The 18,770-nt window shown below is 75.2% G+C and carries 14 protein-coding genes; 7 read left to right on the forward strand and 7 right to left on the reverse strand.

Annotation, left to right across the window (positions count from 1 at the left end; all coding sequences use genetic code 11):
- Positions 1–43: 43 nt before the first annotated feature.
- From IE245_RS09780 to IE245_RS09790, 3 genes are all read right to left on the reverse strand, one after another.
- Positions 44–949, reverse strand: a complete 906-nt coding sequence (locus IE245_RS09780; protein WP_189946365.1) for a carbohydrate ABC transporter permease — start codon at positions 947–949, stop codon at positions 44–46.
- Positions 946–1,893, reverse strand: coding sequence for a carbohydrate ABC transporter permease (locus IE245_RS09785; protein ID WP_189946366.1), 948 nt, complete (start codon positions 1,891–1,893; stop codon positions 946–948). The genes IE245_RS09780 and IE245_RS09785 overlap by 4 nt, the downstream gene beginning before the upstream one ends.
- A 1,073-nt stretch (positions 1,894–2,966) precedes the next feature.
- The gene (locus tag IE245_RS09790; RefSeq protein ID WP_189946367.1) at positions 2,967–4,271 is read right to left on the reverse strand and encodes an ABC transporter substrate-binding protein; all 1,305 of its coding nucleotides are present in this window, start codon (positions 4,269–4,271) and stop codon (positions 2,967–2,969) included.
- A gap of 381 nt (positions 4,272–4,652) precedes the next feature.
- Between IE245_RS09790 and IE245_RS09795 the strand changes: the two genes are divergently transcribed.
- Positions 4,653–7,451 carry a glycosyl hydrolase gene (locus IE245_RS09795; protein WP_189946368.1) on the forward strand — a complete coding sequence of 933 codons (2,799 nt, stop codon included), beginning with the start codon at positions 4,653–4,655 and terminating at the stop codon, positions 7,449–7,451.
- Between the two features lie 15 nt (positions 7,452–7,466).
- Here the strand turns inward: IE245_RS09795 and IE245_RS09800 are convergent, their stop codons facing one another.
- Positions 7,467–8,498, reverse strand: a complete 1,032-nt coding sequence (locus tag IE245_RS09800; RefSeq protein WP_189946369.1) for a LacI family DNA-binding transcriptional regulator — start codon at positions 8,496–8,498, stop codon at positions 7,467–7,469.
- Between the two features lie 220 nt (positions 8,499–8,718).
- Positions 8,719–10,116: an outer membrane protein assembly factor BamB family protein gene (locus IE245_RS09805; RefSeq protein WP_189946370.1), complete on the reverse strand. Its 1,398-nt coding sequence runs from the start codon at positions 10,114–10,116 to the stop codon at positions 8,719–8,721.
- A 142-nt stretch (positions 10,117–10,258) separates the two neighbouring features.
- On the opposite strand from IE245_RS09805, the gene IE245_RS09810 reads away from it, so the two are divergent.
- Complete coding sequence (locus tag IE245_RS09810) at positions 10,259–11,065, forward strand: DUF6585 family protein (protein WP_189946371.1); 807 nt, start codon at positions 10,259–10,261, stop codon at positions 11,063–11,065.
- Between the two features lie 259 nt (positions 11,066–11,324).
- Here the strand turns inward: IE245_RS09810 and IE245_RS09815 are convergent, their stop codons facing one another.
- Positions 11,325–12,341 carry an alcohol dehydrogenase catalytic domain-containing protein gene (locus IE245_RS09815; RefSeq protein WP_189946372.1) on the reverse strand — a complete coding sequence of 339 codons (1,017 nt, stop codon included), beginning with the start codon at positions 12,339–12,341 and terminating at the stop codon, positions 11,325–11,327.
- 224 nt (positions 12,342–12,565) lie between these two features.
- Between IE245_RS09815 and IE245_RS09820 the strand changes: the two genes are divergently transcribed.
- The 3 genes from IE245_RS09820 (at position 12,566) to IE245_RS09830 (ending at position 15,164) form a co-directional block, all read left to right on the forward strand.
- Positions 12,566–13,135 (forward strand): TetR family transcriptional regulator C-terminal domain-containing protein, encoded by a 570-nt coding sequence (locus tag IE245_RS09820; protein WP_189946373.1) that lies wholly within the window; start codon positions 12,566–12,568, stop codon positions 13,133–13,135.
- An 89-nt stretch (positions 13,136–13,224) separates the two neighbouring features.
- On the forward strand, positions 13,225–13,764 hold the full coding sequence (locus tag IE245_RS09825) for a hypothetical protein (protein WP_189946374.1): 540 nt from the start codon (positions 13,225–13,227) through the stop codon (positions 13,762–13,764).
- 83 nt (positions 13,765–13,847) lie between these two features.
- On the forward strand, positions 13,848–15,164 hold the full coding sequence (locus IE245_RS09830; protein WP_189946375.1) for an MFS transporter: 1,317 nt from the start codon (positions 13,848–13,850) through the stop codon (positions 15,162–15,164).
- Here the strand turns inward: IE245_RS09830 and IE245_RS09835 are convergent.
- Positions 15,139–16,128 carry a serine hydrolase domain-containing protein gene (locus IE245_RS09835; RefSeq protein WP_189946376.1) on the reverse strand — a complete coding sequence of 330 codons (990 nt, stop codon included), beginning with the start codon at positions 16,126–16,128 and terminating at the stop codon, positions 15,139–15,141. The two genes, IE245_RS09830 and IE245_RS09835, sit on opposite strands and share 26 nt — an antisense overlap.
- Before the next feature lie 146 nt (positions 16,129–16,274).
- On the opposite strand from IE245_RS09835, the gene IE245_RS09840 reads away from it, so the two are divergent.
- Together IE245_RS09840 and IE245_RS09845 are read left to right on the forward strand one after the other, a co-directional pair.
- A complete protein-coding gene (locus IE245_RS09840; protein WP_229851180.1) occupies positions 16,275–17,972 on the forward strand; it encodes a CAP domain-containing protein in 1,698 nt (565 codons plus the stop codon).
- A gap of 89 nt (positions 17,973–18,061) precedes the next feature.
- Positions 18,062–18,700: an alpha/beta fold hydrolase gene (locus IE245_RS09845; protein ID WP_189946377.1), complete on the forward strand. Its 639-nt coding sequence runs from the start codon at positions 18,062–18,064 to the stop codon at positions 18,698–18,700.
- Positions 18,701–18,770 lie beyond the last annotated feature (70 nt).

Genomic DNA, 18,770 nt, shown 5'->3' on the forward strand with positions numbered 1-18,770 from the left:
ACTCCAAGAAGTCGAGGGAAGAGACGAAGAAGACGGGAGGGGCTCAGCCCTTGACCGCGCCCTGCATGATGCCGCCGACGATCTGGCGGCCGAGCAGGCCGAAGACCAGCAGCACGGGCAGCGTGCCGAGCAGGGTGCCGGCCATGATCACGGACTGGTCGTGGACGTAGCCGCCGCCGAGCTGGCGCAGCGCCACCTGGACGGTCGGCTCCTGCGAGGAGAGCGCCACGATCGGCCAGAAGAAGTCGTTCCAGGCGGCCATGAAGGTCAGCAGACCGAGGACGGCCATGCCGGGGCGGGCGATCGGCACCACGATCGACCAGAAGATCCGGGCCGTGGACGCGCCGTCCACCCGCGCCGCCTCGATCAGCTCGTCGGGCAGCGACTGCACCAGGTACTGGCGCATGAAGAACACCCCGAAGGCGGAGACGAGTCCCGGCAGGATCACCGACTGGAGCTGGTTCACCCACTGGAGCTCCGCGATCAGCATGAAGAGCGGGATGACGCCGAGCTGCGGCGGGATCATCATCGTCCCGACCGTCACCGCGAGCAGTGCGCCCCGGCCCCGGAAGCGGAGCTTGGCGAAGGCGAAGCCGGCGAGCGTGCAGCACAGGACCGTGCCCACGGTGATCGAACCGGACACGATGAGGGAGTTGAGCAGCGCCTTGCCGATGTCCGCCTCGGCGAGCACCGCCTCGAAGTTGCGGATCAGGTGCGGGCCCGGCACCAGCGACGGCGGCACCTGGGCCAGGTCGGCGTTGGAGCGGCTGGCGGCGACGATCGTCCAGTAGAAGGGGAAGGCGGAGACGAGCACGGCCAGGATCAGCACGGCGTACGCGACCGGCCCGGCCTTCAGGGTCCGCCCGGCGCCGGACCGGCGGCGCGGCCGGGACGGCGTCCGCCGGGCGGGGGCGTGGACCTGGGCGGGCGGATCGGCGAGCGCGGTCATCGGCCGGCCTCCTTGCGGGAACGGCGGCGCGCGATCAGGGCGTTGACCCCGACCAGCACCAGGATCAGCAGGAACATCACCCAGGCGATCGCGGCGGCCCGGCCCAGGTGGAAGAAGCCCCAGCCCTGCTCGTACATGTACAGGCCGAGGGTCTGGTACTGGTGCGAGATGCCGCCCGACATGGACCCCTCGAAGAGCAGCGGCTCGCCGAAGAGCTGGGTGGCGCCGATCGTCGACACGACGACGGTGAAGAGGATCGTCGGCCGCAGCCCCGGCAGGGTGACGTGGAAGAACTGCCGCCAGCGGGAGGCGCCGTCCATCTCCGCCGCCTCGTACAGCTCGGACGGGATGGACTGCATGCCGGCGAGGTAGATGAGCGCGTTGTAGCCCGTCCACCGCCAGACGACGATCGTGGAGACCGCGATCTGCGAGCTGAGGGTGCCCGACTGCCAGTCGATCGGCCCGACGCCGACGAGGCCGAGGACGTAGTTGAAGAGCCCGAAGTCGCGGCCGAAGAGTTGCGCGAAGACGAGGGTCGCCGCGGCGACGGAGGTGGCGTACGGCAGCAGCATCGCCGTCCGCAGGAACGTCCGGCCGCGGAGCCGGTGGTTGAGCAGGTGCGCGAGCGCGAGGGCCATCACCAGCTGCGGCACGGTCGACAGCACGCCGATGGTGAAGGTGTTGCGCAGCGCGGTCCAGAAGAACTCGTCGCCGAAGAGCGCGGTGTAGTTGCCGAGCCCGCGCCACTCCATGGACCCGGGGTCCTGGAGCTCCACCCGGTGGAGCGACACGTACGCCGTGTAGACCAGCGGGAAGAGCCCGAAGGCGGCGAACAGGGTGAAGAACGGTGCGACGTACGTGTAGGGGGAGAGGGCGTCCCACACACGCCGGAAGCCCGACGTACGCGGAACGGTGGCGGCTTTCGCCGGTGCGACGAGGGTCACGGTGCGGCCCTTCGGGAGACGGTTCGGAAGGATGACGACGGGCCCTCACGGGCGCGGCGGTTCTGCGGGCGGGTCGGGGCGGGGCTGTCGGTGCTCGGTCCCGGGCCCGGTGGCCCTGCGGTCCGGGCGCCCGGCCCCCCGGCGGTCCGGTGGCCCTGCGGTCCGGGTGCCCGGCCTCCGGCGGTCCGGCGGTCCGGGGCCTGGGCCCAGGTGACCCGGAGGTCCGGCCCCTTGCGGTCCGGCGGTCCGGGGTCCCCGGCCGCCTCGGCCCAGGCGTGGTGCGGCCTGCGGTCCGGCGCCCGACGGGTGGCTTCCGCCGGGGCGCCGCCCGCAGGGCGAAAGCCTGTTGAGCGGTGCCGGTCGGGTGGGCGTCGGCACGGAGGCCGACCGTCCGGCGGGAGCCCGTCGGGAGTGTGGGCCGGCCGAGTGCCCCCACCCCCGTGGGACGGGAGCGGCGGTGCGGCGTGACGCGCCGGGGCCCGCCGCCGGGGGCCCGTTCGGGCCGGACACCCGTCGACCGGAGCCCGCCGGCCCGGTCGGCACGGGCCGGAACCCGCCTGCCTGACCGGTGCCGACCGGAGCCCGCCGCGCGGCGGGCCCTTCTGGCGGAACTCGGCGGAACCGGGCGGACAGTGCGGCGTCCGCCGCCGGTCGCGGCGCGGCGGCGTGCTCCGCAAGCCCGTCGGTGCGACCCTCTGGCGGGTTCGGACCACCACGGGGCGCGCCGTGCGGGGAGCGGGGGCGGCGACCGTCGTCGCACCCCGGCAGGAGCGGACGCACTGCGTGGCGTGGCCCCGGCCTTCGGCTGCCCCGACAGGGCCGCCCCCACCGGACCCGGCGGGCGCCGCGCCGGCCCGCCAGGACCCCGTCGGTCGCGGCTGTCCGGCCCTCCCGGAGCCGTACCGCCGCCCAGCGGCGTGCGGCGTCCGGTCTCGGTACGGCGTCCGGTCTCGATACGGCGTCCGGTCCCGGTGCGGCGTCCGGTCCCGGCCGGGCCACCCCGCTCCGCGGCGGGCCGTGGGCGCCGGGCGGTCCGTGCCGCGCGTGGCCCGGGCCCCGCCCGCCGACAGGCGTCAGCCCAGGGTGTTCGCGACGCCCTTCTTCGCGTTCTCCCAGGCCTTCTCCGGGGCGAGGCCCTTGCGTTCGACCTCGCTCAGGGCGTTGGTGATCTGCTGGCTGATGTTCTGGTCGTGGACGCCGAGCACCTGCACCGGCGCAGCCTTCGCCGCGTCGCCGAAGATCTGCCCGATCGGCGCGCCGGAGAAGTACGGGTCGGTCGTGCCGGCGACCTCGGCGATGGCGCCGGTCGAGGACGGGAAGTTGCCCTGCTTGGCGAAGACCTTCGCCTGCTGCTCCGGCGCGGTGAGCCACTTCACCAGCTCGTACGCCTCCTTCTTGTGCTTCGCGGCGCGCGGCACCGCGAGGTAGGAGCCGCCCCAGTTCCCGGCGCCGCCGGGCAGCGCGGCGATGTCCCACTTGCCCTTGCCGGACTCGCCGGCCTGGCCCTTGATGTAGCCGAGCATCCAGGCGGGGCAGGGGATCGTCGCGAAGGAGCCCGCGGCGAAGGCCTGGTTCCACTGCGGCGACCACTGGTCCAGCTTCGCGCTGAGCCCGGCGGCGCTCGCCTCGACGGCGGTCTCCCAGGCGGTCTTCAGGGCGGGGTTGGTCTCCCAGATCAGCGCACCGGAGGCGTCGTAGTACCGCTCCTTCTCCTGCCCGATCATGATCGAGTAGAGGCTGCCGACGCTGTCGAGCCACGCGCTCTTCGCGGGGGCCTTGGCCTTGTACTGCTTGCCGAGCTCCAGGTACCCGTCCCAGGTGGACCACTTCTTCGCCAGTTCGGCCCGGTCGGTGGGCAGCCCGGCCTGCTCGAAGAGGTCGGTGCGGTAGCACATCGCCTCGGGGCCGACGTCCGTGCCGAGGCCCAGCACCTCGCCGTTCTTCCCGGTCGCGGCGGCCCACTTCGCCTCGGCGAACTGGCCCTTCAGCCCGTCGGCGCCGTACTTCCGCAGGTCCTCGAAGCGGTCGGCCTGCTGCTGGGTGACGGAGGCGATCCGGCCGACCTCGATGCCCTGGACGTCGGCGAGGCCGCCGCCGCCGGCGAGCCGGGTCTGGAGGGACTTCCAGTAGTCGGCCTCGTCCTCGGTGTCGGTCTGCTTGATGGTGACCTCGGGGTGGAGCTTCTCGTACTCGGCGTAGAGGCCGGCCTCCTTGTAGCCGAAGGAGCCGAAGAGGTCGACGGTGACGGTGACCTTGCCGCCGGCCTTGTCGGAGGCGGTGTCGGAGGCTCCGGAGCCGCAGGCGGCGAGCAGGGAACCGGTGAGCACGACCGCTCCGATGCGGAGGGCTGCCTGCGTGGCGGCTCGGGTGATGGGCATGGACGGGCTCCCTTGGAGTCAGGGCGGATCGAGGTGGACCGTGGTGGTTCGGGGTGTTTCGAGGTGGAGCAGGGGTGGGGAAGCGGTCGAACGGCGTGGCGGGGGTCCCGGAAGGGACCGGCCCGCGCTCTTGAGAGCGCTCTCAAGAACGGTCTGGAGCGTGCCCCGACTCGCCCGTTCCCGTCAAGACTCGAAGGCGTAACGGCTCGGAATCGAAGGGTCGCTACGAGACCGCCGCCCCAACTCCGCTTTCGTTCCTCTCTCTTGACGCCCAGGTTTCGGGAGTTTTACGTTGCGCACTGCTGAGAGCGCTCTCAAAAGCCGTCACACCCAAGAACGAACCCCCACGAACCCCTCCTCCGAGCCAACGAGGTGCTGTACGTGTCAGCTCCCCGCTCCCGACCGGCCGCGTCGCTGGTCCTCACCGCCGCCCTGGCCGCCGCCGGTCTCGTACCGGTCGCCGCCGGTTCCGCCTCCGCCGCCACCGTCCCCGTGGGCGCGGGCGGATACTCCGACACCCGCCCCGCCGGGACCTCCGGTCCCACCACCAACACCGGGACCCCCGTCACCCCCAAGGTGACCGCCGCCGCCAAGGACCGGCCCGTCCCCACCAACGACTGGTGGTCCTCCCTCGCCTTCCAGCGCTACGGCGACAACCCGTACTCGACCCCCATGTACGGCCATCCGCTCACCTACCAGGCGGTCGCCGGCGGCCTGGAGATCGGCTACCCCACCACCCCGGCGATCGTCGGCGACGGCCGCCAGTACGAGTTCCCCCACAAGGCCGACCTCACCCTCGGCCTCACCGGGCTCAACTCGCCCGACGCCAAGGCCGACGACTGGTCCGACTGGACCGTCACCCCCCTCTGGTCCGACGGCGCCCGCACCCTGCGCACCACCATCGGCCACGGCCTGCCCTACGTGTACGCCAAGGGCACCGGCGGCGACGCCCGGATCACCACCGCCGCCCCGCCCACCGTCTTCGCCGACCAGGGCAACGTCCTCGGCATCACCGTCGCCGGGCACCACTACGCCCTCTTCGCCCCCACCGGCACCGACTGGAACGTCTCCGGCACCACCCTCACGGCCGGCCTCGGCGGCAAGGACTACTTCTCCGTCGCCGTCCTCCCCTCCACCGACGCCCTCGCCACCTACCGGCGCTACGCCTACAGCTTCGTCACCGGCTCCCGCGTCGCCTGGTCCTCCTCCGGCGGGAAGGCCAACGCCACCTACACGCTCACCACCGAGGCGAAGGAGGGCACCGAGACCGGCACGCTCCAGGCCCTCTACCGGCACCAGTGGCTGAACTCCACCGACCCCCTCACCGCGTACACGTACGTCTCCCCGCGCGGCACCATGAAGGTCCGCGAGGGCCGCTCCTTCTCCACCAGCCGCAAGCAGGCCGCCGTCCTGCCCGGGCTGCCCGCCACCGGCGCCGTCGACCAGGCCCGGCTGCGCACGTACCTGAACGAGGTGGTGAACTCCTCCGACCCGTTCTCCGGCGCCACCGACACGTACTGGACCGGCAAGGCGCTGGGGAAGCTCGCCCAGCTCGTGCCGCTCGCCGAGCAGCTCGGCGACACGGCGCTGCGCGACCGGCTCCTCGGCCTGATCAAGGGCCGGCTCCAGGACTGGTTCACCACGGGCGGCGCGAACGAGTTCTCGTACGACCGGACCTGGAAGACCCTGACCGGCTACCCGGCCTCCTACGGCAGCGACACCGAGCTCAACGACCACCACTTCCACTACGGCTACTACGTGTACGCCGCCGCGATCGTCGCCCAGTACGACCAGGCCTGGGCCGCCGACTCCGCCTGGGGCGGCATGGTGAAGACCCTGGTGCGCGACGTCGCCAACCCCAGCCGTACGGACACGGCCTTCCCCTTCCTGCGCGGCTTCGACGTGTACGCCGGACACAGCTGGGCCTCCGGCCACTCCGGCTTCGCGGCCGGCAACAACCAGGAGTCGTCCTCCGAGTCCACCAACCTCAGCGCCGCCCTCGTCCTGTGGGGCTCCGCCACCGGCGACACCTCCCTGCGCGACCTCGGCGGCTACCTCCTCGCCACCGAGTCCGACGCCATCGGCCAGTACTGGTTCGACGCCGACCAGCAGGTCTTCCCGGGCTCCTTCGGCCACGACACCGTCGGCATGGTCTGGGGCAGCGGCGGCGCGTACTCCACCTGGTGGACCGCCAACCCCGAGGAGATCCACGGCATCAACACCCTCCCGGTGACCTCCGGCAACGCGCTGCACATGGGCGCCTACCCGGCCGCGATCCGGCGCAACCTGGCCGAGATGGAGCGGGAGAACGGCGGCCCGGCCGTCGAATGGCGCGACATCCTCTGGGAGTTCGAGTCGCTCGCCGAACCGGCGCGCGCCAAGGCGAGGTTCGACGCCACCGGCGGGAACTACACCCCCGAGGCGGGCGAGACCCGCGCCCACACCTACCACTGGCTGACCACCCTGGACGCGCTCGGCGCCCCCGACGCGAGCGTCACCGGCTCCCTCCCGACCTCGGCCGTCTTCCTGAAGGGCACCGAACGCACCTACGCCGCCCACAACCACGGCTCCGCGCCGGTCACCGTCACCTTCTCCGACGGCAAGTCCCTGACCGTACCGGCCCGTTCCACCGCCACCGGCAAGGGCACCGGAACGATCCCCTGCGGCCAGCCGGGCGGTCCCGCCTGCCCCGAGCCGGGCACCGGCGACACCTTCCGGCTCGTCTCCGGCGGCACGCTGACCACCGCCACCGACACCACCGCCGGCAGCGACACCCTCGCCTCCGCCGGCGGCATCAACCGCGACGGCACCCCGTACCAGCCGCTCGTCTACGTGGCGCGGAACGTCACCGGCACCCTCACCCCGGGCGCCGCCACCGCCTTCCGCCTCGCCGTGGACGCCGGCACCTCCGTCGGCCTCGGCCAGCAGGTCCGGGTCAGCTACGACCTGACCGGCGACGGCACCTTCGAACGCACCGAGACCTACCACTACTTCGCCACCGACCCGGTGCCCGGCTGGGAGCGCTACGACCAGAACCGCGGCCTGAAGTCCGCCACCGGCACCCTCGGCGACCTGCGCGGCGGCACCGTCCGCGTGGAGCTGTGGAGCGCCATCGGCAACGGACCGGCGACCGTCCGCACCGGGACGGCCGACTCGGTCCTCGTCATCCCCTTCGACTGACGGGGGCGCCGGGCCTCACGCCGAGGCCCGGCGCACCAGCGTCGTCGGCGTGATCAGCGGGTCCGGGGCGGGTGCCCCGGACCCGTGCTCGTTCAGCACGCGCATCAGCAGCCGGACCATCAGCCGCCCCATGCCCTCGATGTCCTGCCGGACGGTCGTCAGCGGCGGGTCCGTGCGTTCGGCGATCGACGCCACGTCGTCGAAGCCGACCACGGCGACGTCCTCCGGCACCCGCAGCCCCCGCTCCCGCAGCACCCGCAGCGCACCCGAGGCCATCAGGTCGTTGGCGGCGAACACCCCGTCCACGTCCGGGCGCCGGTCGAGGAGTTCGGCCATCGCCCGGGCGCCGCTCTCGGCGGTGAAGTCGCCGTGGCCGACGAGGGCCGGATCCGGGTCCCCGAGCGCGTCGCGGTAGCCGTCGGCGCGGTCCGCGGCCGAGGTCTGGTCGCGCGGCCCGGCCAGGTGCGCGACGGTCCGGCAGCCCCGGTCGACCAGGAGCCGGACGGCCTCGCGCGCCCCGCCGCGGTTGTCGCAGTCGACGTACGGCATGGCGGGACCGATCCCGTCCGTCGGCCGGCCGCCGAGCACCGTCGGGATCTTCGCCCGGCGCAGCACCGCCGCCAGCTCGTCCTCGTCGTGCAGGGAGAAGGCGAGCGCGCCGTCCACGTGCCCGCCGCCGAGGTACCGGGCGATCCGGTCGTGATCACCCGGGCTCTCCACCCACAGCAGGACCAACTGCGAGTCGTGGGCGGTCAGTTCGCGGCTGATGCCGCGCACCTGCTCCTGGAAGAAGGGGTCCGAGAAGATCCGGAACTCGGGCTCCGCGATGACCACCGCCACCGCGTCGTTGCGCCGGGTGACCAGGGTGCGGGCCGCGAGGTTCGGGACGTAGCCGAGCTCCTCCACCGCCTGCCGCACCTTGTCGACCAGCGGGGCGCGGACCCCCGCGCCGCCGTTGACGACCCGCGAGGCCGTGGCCCGCGACACCCCGGCACGGGCCGCGACGGCCTCCAGGGTCGGGCGCGCCCCCGTCGTCTGCTCGGCCACGTCGGCCCCCTTCGTCTGCTCGGACCGGCCCAGGATATCCGCACCGGCGAGAGGCTTGAGAGCGCTCTCTGGATCGTCGCCGGGCGGGGGAGAGGGGTCACTCCGGGGCCGGGGCGAAGGAGACGAGACGGGGCCGGCGCCGGTCGTCGTCGCCGGTGACGAACGAGGGCATGACGACGATCCTCCCGCCGGCCTGGAGGACCCGGCCCGCCATCGTGCTCTACTCGGCCTCGACGGCGGCCGCCGGGTGGTTCATCAGCGTCTCCTCCTTGCCGGCCCCGTCCTTGCCGAGGACGAAGGTGCGACCGGGGCGGCTCAGGGTGGCCGACTCGTACACGACGGTGCCCCGCGAGGAGCGGAAGCCGACCGGCGTCAGGGTCCTGCCGTCGTGCGCCCGGACTCCCCAGAGGAGCTTCCCGGTCGCCAGGTCGTAGGCGCCGGCCCGGTCCGTGCCGCCGACGTGGACGAGGCCGTGACCCACGACGACGCCGGGGCACGGCTGGAGGCCCGCGCCGATGCCGACGTGCACGCAGTGCTCGAACCCCTTGGGGCGCGGGTCGATGGTGCGGCGCAGCTCGCCCCGGGGGCCGAGGGCGACGATCCGCCAGTCGTCGGTGAGCCGTTCGTTGTCGATCGACGTGTACACCACCGGGTCGACCGAGACCACGCGTTCCACCCGCCGGCCGGCCGGGGTCCGGTGGCGCCAGCGCACGGCGCCGGTGCGCGGATCGAGTGCGCGGAGCTGGGAGTACCGCGTCCGCGGGTCGGCGCCGAGCGCGCAGGTGGCGCTGACGAGGAGCCTGCTGCCGCCGGCCACCCGGTCGGGGTGACAGCGGCCCGGGTTCTCGGTGGGGACGGTGAAGAGCCGGGAGCCGTCGGAGACGCGGAAGGCCGCGGCGCCCAGGCCCTCGGCGACGGCGAGGGTGTCTCCGCTGATCGCCGTGTGCACGATGATGGCGGGGGTGTCGCGGGCGGGGTCCCGCAGCAGCTCCTTCGTCCAGCCAGCCTTCCCGGTCCGCAGGTCGATCATCTGGAACCGGTCGCAGCGCGCGCCCCGCTGGGAGCCGCTGGACGCGAGGGCGAGGACGATCCGGCCGTCCGGGGTCGTGTGCTCCGGCGCCTCGCAGACCGGGGTGGGCAGGGTCAGGTTCCAGACCTCGGCGCCGTCCGAGAGCCGGTAGGCGGTGACCTCCCGGTAGAGGGCCTGGATGACGGTGTCGCCGACGATCCAGGGGCCGTCGACGCGGATGTTGCGCCGGGGCAGGTCCGTGGGGTCCGAGGCGATCCAGGCGGCGGCCTCGCCGGGCCGGCGGGCCGCGGCGAGCTCCTGGGCACCGGGGGCGCGGACCGGCCGTGGGGTGCGCGGGGAGGGGCCGGGGGAGGCCGTCCCCGTGGACGGAGGGGCGGTGCTCCCCGGGGCGGCGCTCTCCTTCGCGTCCGCCGCCCGCGGCCGCTCGTCCCCGGCCCCGTATCCGTACCACCCCGCTCCGGTCACCGCGACGACCAGCAGCGCCAGGCCGACGGCGAGGGCGGTCAGCCCGCGGTCGCGCCGGGAGCGGGGGGCGGGGCCGGGGGGCCGCTGCCCCGGCGGAGACCAGGACGGCGGTGTGTACGACATCGGGGCCTCCTGGGCAGCACCGGCGGTTCAGAGGATAGTTCTAGAACGAAATTCTGTTTTGGTCGTAGCATAGCGGCGCCGACAGACAGTGCGGACAGCGGGCGCGGCCGGACGCCGCGGCCGGACGGAGCGGGCCACGCGGGTGACCGACGCGGGAACGGGGGCGACGATGGTGCGGACCGACGCCGAACAGGGCGACTACGAAAGGCTGATGAGGGAAGCCGCGGCGCGGGAGGGGCTCGGCGCCCATCGCGGCGGCCACGCCTCGTCCGCGCCGGCGCGCAACCGCGGCGCCCTCGGGGTCGCGGTCCTCGCCGCCGTCCTCGCGGCGGCCGTCGTCGCCGCGCTCGCCGGGGGCTACGGCCCGCTCGCGATGGTCCCCGGACTCCCGCTCGTCCTCTGCCTCTTCTCCCTCCTCGGCCACCTCTTCTTCGGCGGCCGCACCGGTGACGCGCGCCTGGAGCAGTACGAGGGCGGGCTGGTGGTCCGCCTCAAGGGCCTTATCCGGGTGGTCCGTTACGCCGACACGAAGGTCCTCGACAACACCGTCCGCCGCACCCAGTACGGTCAGCCCCTCTCGGTCACCTACTCCTTCGGGCTCACCGACACCGAGGGGCGCAACCTCGTCGTCGGCAGCGTCTTCACCGGCGGCGAGATCTGGGGCCCGCTGCTGCGCCAGGACTCCGCCCGCGCCCAACTGCCCGGCGCGCTCGCCCGGCTGGACGCCGGCGAGCGCCTCGACTTCGGTCTGGTGTGGCTCACCGCCACCGAACTCGGTTCGGGGCGCGCCTCCGCGCCCTGGCCCGCGGTCCACGGGGTCGAGCTGGCGGACGGCACCCTCACCGTGCGGGCCGAGGGGCGGCGCGGCCCGCTGGTGGTCGCGCCCACCCGGTACCTCGCGAACACTCCGCTGCTCCTCACCCTGATGGAGACCCTCCGCGTGCGGTGAGAGCCTGGACCCGCTTCCCCGGGCTTCGCCTCATTCCTTGGCGCGAGCGGGTCCAGGCCCCTCGTTCCTCGGTGCGCGCGGCCCCGTCCGTCCCCACCCGGGCCCGGCCCGGCCGCCCGGCGAACTCCGAGGAGCGTGTCCCTCCCCTGCGCGGAGGCCGAGGTACCGGGCGGCCCCCGGCCCTCACGGCCCTGGCCGCCGCCCTGTCCGCCCTCTTCGCCGCGCCGCCCGCGCGGCCGACCGGTGCGTCCCGCCGTGCTCAGGCGGTGGCGTCGAGGACCGCGCGGAAGCGGGCCTTGCCGGTGAGCATGTGCTCGTACGCCTTCGGGGCCTCGGAGAGCGGGAAGAGCTCGATGCTCGGCCTGATCCCCTGCGCGGCGCTGAAGGCGAGGTTGTCCTCGTTCTCGACGGGGGTGCCCGTCAGGTGGCCCTGGACGGTGCGGGTGCCGATGATCAGCTCCCCGGTGTCCACCTGGAGCGGGTCGGCCGCGGCGCCGAGGACCAGCAGCCGGCCGCGCGGCGCGAGCCCCGCCACCAGGGGGCCCATCGAGGCGCCGGAGGAGGCGGTGGCCAGGACGGCGGCCGCGCCGCCGAGTGCCTGGAGGGCCTCCGCGACGTCCTGCGCGGTGCTGTCGACGTAGTGGTGGGCGCCCAGTTCGCGGGCCGCCGCCTCCTTGTCCCGGCCGCGGCCGACGGCGACGACGCGGTACCCGAGCGCGCGGGCGTACTGCACGGCGAGGTGCCCGAGCCCGCCGATGCCCTGCACCGCTATGAGCGAGCCGGGCCGGGCCCCGCTGCGCTGGAGGGCGGTGAACGTGGTCAGTCCGGCGCACAGCAGGGGCGCCGCCTCGGCCGGCGGCACGCCGTCGGGCACCCGGACGAGGCCGCTGGTCCGGGCGTACGCCACCTCCGCGTAGCCGCCGTCGATCGTGGTCCCCGTCTGCTCCTGGTCCCGGCAGCTCACGAAGTCGCCCCGGCGGCACGGGTCGCACTCCCCGCAGTGCCCGGCGAGGAAGCCGATGCCGACGCGCTCCCCGGTCCGCCAGGCGCGGACCCCGGGCCCGACCGCCTCGATCACGCCGACGATCTCGTGGCCCGGGACGATCGGCCGCGCGGGATCGGCCCGCATGCCCTCGGCCGCGAGGACGTCGGTGTGGCAGATGCCGCAGTACTCGACCCGGACCCGGACCTGGTTCGGGTCCGGGTCGACCAACTCCCGGTCGACGAGGCGGAAGTCCTGGGACCCGGTGACTTCGACGGCTCGGTAGGTGTCCATGTGCTGCTCCTCGGGTAGGTCGGTGGATCGGTGCGTCGAGAGATCGTCGGTTCGGCCATCGGGGGTTCGAGCGACGAGATCCGGAGTCAATATGACCGACCGTCTTGGAATCGGCAAGGACGGCTTCCGGCCATTCGGCGAGGACGCGGCGAGGGGGCGCGCGGAGGTCGTTTGACGCGTAAGACGACCGTTCATATTCTGGCGGGGAGACCGAGGAGGAAGCAGTGGCCAGGCCCAGCGTGCGGGAGCAGTTGGTCGAGGGCGCCGTGGAGTGCTTCCACCTGCGCGGGTTCAACGGCACCGGCATCCAGGACATCGCCCGCGCGGCCGGAGTCCCCAAGGGGTCGGTGTACAACCACTTCGCCAGCAAGGAGGACCTGGCCGCCGAGGTCCTGGAGCGCTACGCCGCCTCCCGCGACCTCTCCCGGCTCGACGACCCGGCGCTCGCCCCCCTCCCGCGGCTGCGGGCGCACTTCGCGTACCTCGCCGACGACCTCGCACGCTTCTCCTTCGAGCGCGGCTGCCTCTTCGGGACCTTCGGCGCCGAACTCTCCAACCAGAGCGACATGCTCCGCGACCGGGTCGAGGCCGGCCTCACCGCCTGGACCGAGGCCGTCGTCCGCGTCCTCGACGAGGCCCGCGCCGCGGGCGACCTGACCGGTCCGCCCGACCCCGAACGGCTGGGGCCGTTCCTCGTGGAGGCGTGGGAGGGTGCGGTGCTCCGGGCGAAGGTCACCCGGAGCCGGGCCCCGCTCGACGGCTTCTTCACGGTCCTCGACGCGCTCACCGCCTGACGTACACCCTCCGCGACACGTTCACCCGTGGCGGTGGTCGCGGCCCGTACCGTCCGCCCGGCCCGTCCGCGTGCGGCAGCGTGACCGTCATGAACGCCCGCCGCGCCGTGCTCCCCCTGCTCACCGCCCTCCTCGTCGGCGGCTGCGTCGCCCTGCCCGAGCGGACCGCACCGCCCGCCCCGCAACCCCCGGGAACCCGGCCTCCCGCGCTCGCGCCCGCAGCCCAGCGCCCCCCGTCGGCCCTCCCGGAGCCGCCCGAACCACCGGTGGAGGCCGAGCCCCGGGAGGAGTTGGCGCACACGGAGCCGGAGCCCCGCGCGACGGTCTCCGAAGCCGGCCCCCGTGCCGTTCCGCCTCCCGCCCGCCCGGCGCTCCGCGCGACGGCTCCCGGCGCCACGCCACCCCGTACGACGCCCCCGCGCACCGCACCGCCCCGCCCGCCGGCGCCCGCGTCGCAACCGCGCCCGCCCAGGACCCGCGCCGCGGCCCCTCCCCGGAAGCCCGCGCCCGCCGCACGCCCGGCGGCGGGGGAGCGGCTCCCCGAGATGCGGCGACTCTGCCGTGAGGCGCGGCGGATCGACGCGCCCATGGAGGCGGCGGAACTGTGCCGGAGCATGTACGGGGGCTGAGGGCGCCGCCCGTGAAATGGCCCAGTCCCACAGGCCGTCAATGGACCAGGGAACGCAGGCCACTTCGCCCTACCGTCGTGTTCATGGCGAACACCACCCCGACGGACCCCACCGTCACGCCCCCCGCTCCCGAAGGCTCCGCCGCCCCGGGCCCCGGCCGCCCCGCCGCGCCCCGCCTCCTGCTCCTCGCCCAGTTGAGCAACTCCGTCGGCGACGGCGCCTACTACGTGACGTCCGCGCTCTACTTCACCGGCGTCGTCGGGCTCTCCGCCGCCCAGGTCGGGGCCGGGCTCGCCGTCGCCTGGGCGGTGGGATCACTGGCCGGCGTGCCGCTCGGGACACTCGCCGACCGGCGCGGACCGCGCGGTGTCTCCGTGCTCCTCGCGCTCGTGACGGCGGCGGCGGTCGCCGCCTTCCTCGTCATCGACTCCTTCCCGGCCTTCCTCGCCGCCGCCACCCTCTTCGCCTCCGCGCAGAGCGGGCTGGCCGCCGCCCGGCAGGCGCTCCTCGCCGGACTCGTCGCCCCGGCCGACCGCACGGCCGTCCTGGCCCGCCTCCAGGCGGTCCTCAACGCCGGACTCGCCGTCGGCGCGGCCCTCGGCGGCATCGCCCTGCACGCCGACACCCGGGGCGCGTACCTCGCCGTCCTCGCCCTCGACGCGGCCGGCTTCGTCCTCGGCGCCGCCCTGCTCGCCCGTCTCCCCGCACCCGCGGCCGTGCCGGCGGCCGGCCCGGGCCGGGCCTCCGGGACGGCGGTGCTCCGCGACCGGCCCTACGTCGTCCTCACCCTCCTCAACGCCCTGATGCTGCTGCGGATGCCGGTGCTGAGCCTCGCCCTGCCGCTCTGGACCGTGCAGCGGACCGCCGCGCCCGGCTGGACGGTCTCCGCGCTCTTCGTCCTCAACACCGCCGCGGTGACCGCCTTCCAGGTGCGCGCCGCCCGCTCGGTCACCGACCTGGAAACGGCCTCGGCGGCGGTGCGGGGCGCGGGCGCGGTCATGGCCGCCTCCTGCGCCGTCTTCGCGGCGACCGCGCTCCCGGGCCTCGGCGCCGTGACGGCCACCGCCGTCCTCGTCCTCGGCGCGGTGCTCCACGTGGCCGCCGAGATGCGGCACTCGGCCGGCTCCTGGCAGCTGGGCCTCGGGCTCGCCCCCGCCGGCCGGATCGGCCAGTACCAGGGCTTCTTCGGCGCCGGCGTCCCCGTCGCCCGCACCCTCGGCCCGCTCGTCGTCACGAGCCTCCTCATCGGCGTCGGCGCTGCCGGCTGGCTCCTCCTCGGCGCCGCCTTCGCCCTGGCCGGCGCCGCCACCGGCCCGGTCGCCCGCTGGGCGGCCCGGACGCGGCCCGCCGACGCCCGGGACCGGGGGCCGGCCCTCAGCCCCGCGGTCCGTCCTTCGTGAGGAGGGCGAAGCCGTGGCGGTCGACGGAGGCGGTCGTGGCGGCCAGGACCACCGCGCCGGTGCCGGACGCGCGGTCCAGGCCGAGCCAGGAACGGAAGCCGCCGGTGCCGCCGTTGTGCATCGTGACCGTCAGTTTCCCCACCCTCAGGGTGATCCAGGCCGCGCCGATCCGCGTCCCCGTGGTGAACGGGAGGACGGGGTCGAGCGCGGCGGTCCCCGGCGCCGAGCCGTCGAGGAGGGCACCGGTGAGACGCGCCATGCTGCCGATGTCCGCCCGGATCCCGCCGGCCGGCCCCAGCGCCTCGCCCGTCCACGGCTCGCGCGGCCGGCCGCGCCGGGTGGTGCCGGTGAGCGCGCCCGGCTGGAGCTCCGCCGGTCCGGCCGGCAGGTAGAAGGGGTCGAGGCCGAGCGGGGCGCTCAGCCGGTCGGCGACCAGCCGCTCGTACGACGTCCCGGCCGCGACCGCCAGCGCGTGCCCGAGGAGCTCGAACCCGAGGTTGGAGTAGCGGGGCCGCGGCGAGCGGAGCCGTACCGCCCGCGCCTGGTCGAGCAGCTCGGCGACGGACTCGCCGTACGGATTGGTGCCGTGCCGCCAGAGGGCGAACGTCCGCCGCCACGGCTGCGCCGACCCCGGCACCCTCGGCAGCCCCGACCGGTGCGTGACCAGCGCCCCCAGCGTCACGCCGCCGGCCGGCGCGTCCGCGAGGGGCAGCAGCTCCCCGAGCGCCGTCCGCGCGGTGACCTCACCGCGCCTCAGCGCCTCCGCGTACAGCAGCCCGGTCACGCCCTTCGACACCGACCCGATCTCGTAGTCGGCTTTGAGTCCGGCCCCGACCGAGGCGACCGTCGCGCCCCCGGGCCCGACCACCGCCGCGGCGGCCGCGAACCGCCCGCCCGTCAGCTCCCGCAGCCGCCCGGCCAGCCGCGCGTCACCGTGTTCCCCGCCCGTCCGCTCCCCATCCATGCGGCCACCCTAGGGCCGCCACCGCCCAGCCCCTCTGTGACCCACGTCACGGATTTTGCTTTCCCTCTTTGCGTTATCGCCGTCCTCCGCACAGGCTCTCCCAGGCGCAGGAAACTCCGGGAACGGGCGAGAGAAGGACGGACGGCGTGCAGCGGACGAGGGAGACGGACCGGATGGCCGAGTGGACGACGGAGCGGATACGGGCGGCGCGGTACGGGGACCCCTGGGCGTGCGAGCAGGTCCTCGGCGCCCATCGGCCGCTCGTCCACGCCCTGGTGTCCCGCGCCCTCGACGCCCGCCCCGATGCCTCCGCCGTCGACGCCGTCGTCCCCGACACCCTGCTCCGGGCACAGGGAGCCCTGCCCACCCTGCCGTACCCGGAGGCCTTCCGGCCCTGGCTCCTCGGGCTGGCCGTCGACACCCTCCTCGGCCACGCCGCCGTCGGTCCCGACGGGGGCGGCGGCTGGCTCGACCTCCAGGACGCGGTGCTCGCCGCCCTCGCGTCCCTGGAGGTCGAGGGGCTGCTCCACCGGTGGGAGACGTCCGCCGCGCTCCAGTGGACGCCGGAGGACACCGCGGCGCGGATGGAGACGGTACGCACGCGCGCCGAGGCCGCCCGGTCCGTGGACGCCGCCCTGGCGCGCCGGCCCCGCTGCCCCGGACTCCAGGAACTGGCCGCCGGCTGGGACGGCCGCCCCGGCGCCGGCTGGCGCGACCACCTCGCCCGGCACACCCTCTGGTGCGCCCTCTGCGGCTCGGCCGCGCCGACCGTCGCCGCGCCGACCGTCATCGTGCCTTCTGTCGTCGTGCCTTCTGCCGTCGCGCCGGCCGCCGGGGAGGCCGAGCCCGCCGCCGCGTACGGCGGCGCGGTCACGGACACCGCCGTCGGCGACGCCTTCGCCGAGGAGATGACCCGGGCCTACGACCTCGGCGGGCTCGCCCCCGCCGCCGCCCCCACCGGACGCCGCGCCACGCGCGGCGACCGCCGCCGTCGGCGCCAGGCCGAGGAGCGGACCCGCCGGCGCGCCGCCGTCGCGGCCGGCATCGCGGTCGTCGCGGTGACGGGCGGGGCGTTCTCGCTGTACGGCGGCGGCCGGGACGGCAAGGAGCTCCTGGAGGTGAACCGCGCGGCCGCCCCCGGCCCCGACGCGCCCCTCACCCACGACCCGGACTCCCTCTCCGCCACCCCCGCCGACCTCGGCGCGACCCCGTCCGCGTCCGCCCCGGCCCCCGGCCGGGCGACCGCCTCCGCCACGCCCGGAAGCCGGGGCGGGAAGACCCCCACCGCGCGGCCCACCACGGCGGCCCCCACCCCGCAGCGCACCACCGCGATCCCCACCCCCACCCTGCCGAAGAAGACCGCCGCACCGACGACGGCCGCCCCCGAGCCCGCCCCGACCACGGCGTCGCCGACGGCCGGCACCGACCCGGCCCCGGGCGGCGGCGCGCAGAACGACGACGGCCGGGGCTCCGCCGCCGACCAGGTGCTGTCGCTCGTCAACGCCGAACGCGCCAAGGCCGGCTGCGGACCGCTCACCGCGAACGCGACCCTCGCGCGCGCCGCCCAGGCCCACTCCGACGACATGGCCGCCCGCGACTTCTTCGACCACACCAACCCCGACGGCGCCGACCCCGGCGACCGCGTCACGGCCGCCGGCTACCCCTGGTCCACCTACGGCGAGAACATCGCCATGGGACAGCGCACGCCCGAGCAGGTCATGGAGGCGTGGATGAACAGCCCGGGCCATCGCGCGAACATCCTCAACTGCGACTTCAAGGAGCTCGGCGTCGGCGTCCACGACGGCGGCGGCCCCTACTGGACCCAGGTCTTCGGCGCCCGCTGACCCGTCCGCCCGCTCCCCGGGGGCGCGGGGCCGTCCGTGGCAGACTGGCCTCCTCGCGCCCTCGCCCGAACGGCCGACCAGGAGGTCCGATGCCCGCGCGTCCCCGGTCCGAAGAGGCCGGGCAGCTGCTCGTACGGTACGGAGCCGAGGCCCCGGAGGCCGCGGTGCTCCTGCTGCACGGCGGCCGGGCGGACGGCCTCGGCGCGCCGCCCCTGCTCAACCTGCCCGCCCTGCGCATGCGGCCCTTCGCCGAGGCCGTGCGGCGCGCGGCGCGGGGGAGGGCGGTCCTGGTCGCCGAGGGCCGCTACCGGTACCGGGGCTGGAACGGCGAGCGCGCCGACGCCGCCCGGGACGCCGAGGCCGCGCTCGCCGGGCTGCGGTCGCGCTTCGGGGAGGTGCCGGTCGTCCTCGTCGGCCATTCGATGGGAGGCCGGGCGGCGCTCGCCGTCGCCGGCGACCCGGCCGTCCGGGGCGTCGTCGCCCTCGCTCCCTGGTGCCCGCCCGGCGAACCCGTCGCCCACCTCGCGGGCCGCCGCATCCACCTCCTCCACGACGAGACGGACCGGGTCACGGTGGCCCGCGACTCCTGGGAGTTCGTCCGCCGGGCCCGTGAGGCCGGAGCGGACGCCACCGGCGTCCCCATGCCGGCCGGCGGCCACACCATGCTCCGCGGCGCCGGCCTCTGGCACCGGCGCGCCACCGAACTGGCCCTGGAGACGCTCGCCTAGGGTCTGTTGTGAAAGTGCTGGTCACAGCCACTCGTTGATGGCTGCGACCAGCACGGTCGCTTCGTAGCGG

It is taken from the genome of Streptomyces roseolus (assembly GCF_014649855.1).
GTDB lineage: Bacteria > Actinomycetota > Actinomycetes > Streptomycetales > Streptomycetaceae > Streptomyces > Streptomyces roseolus.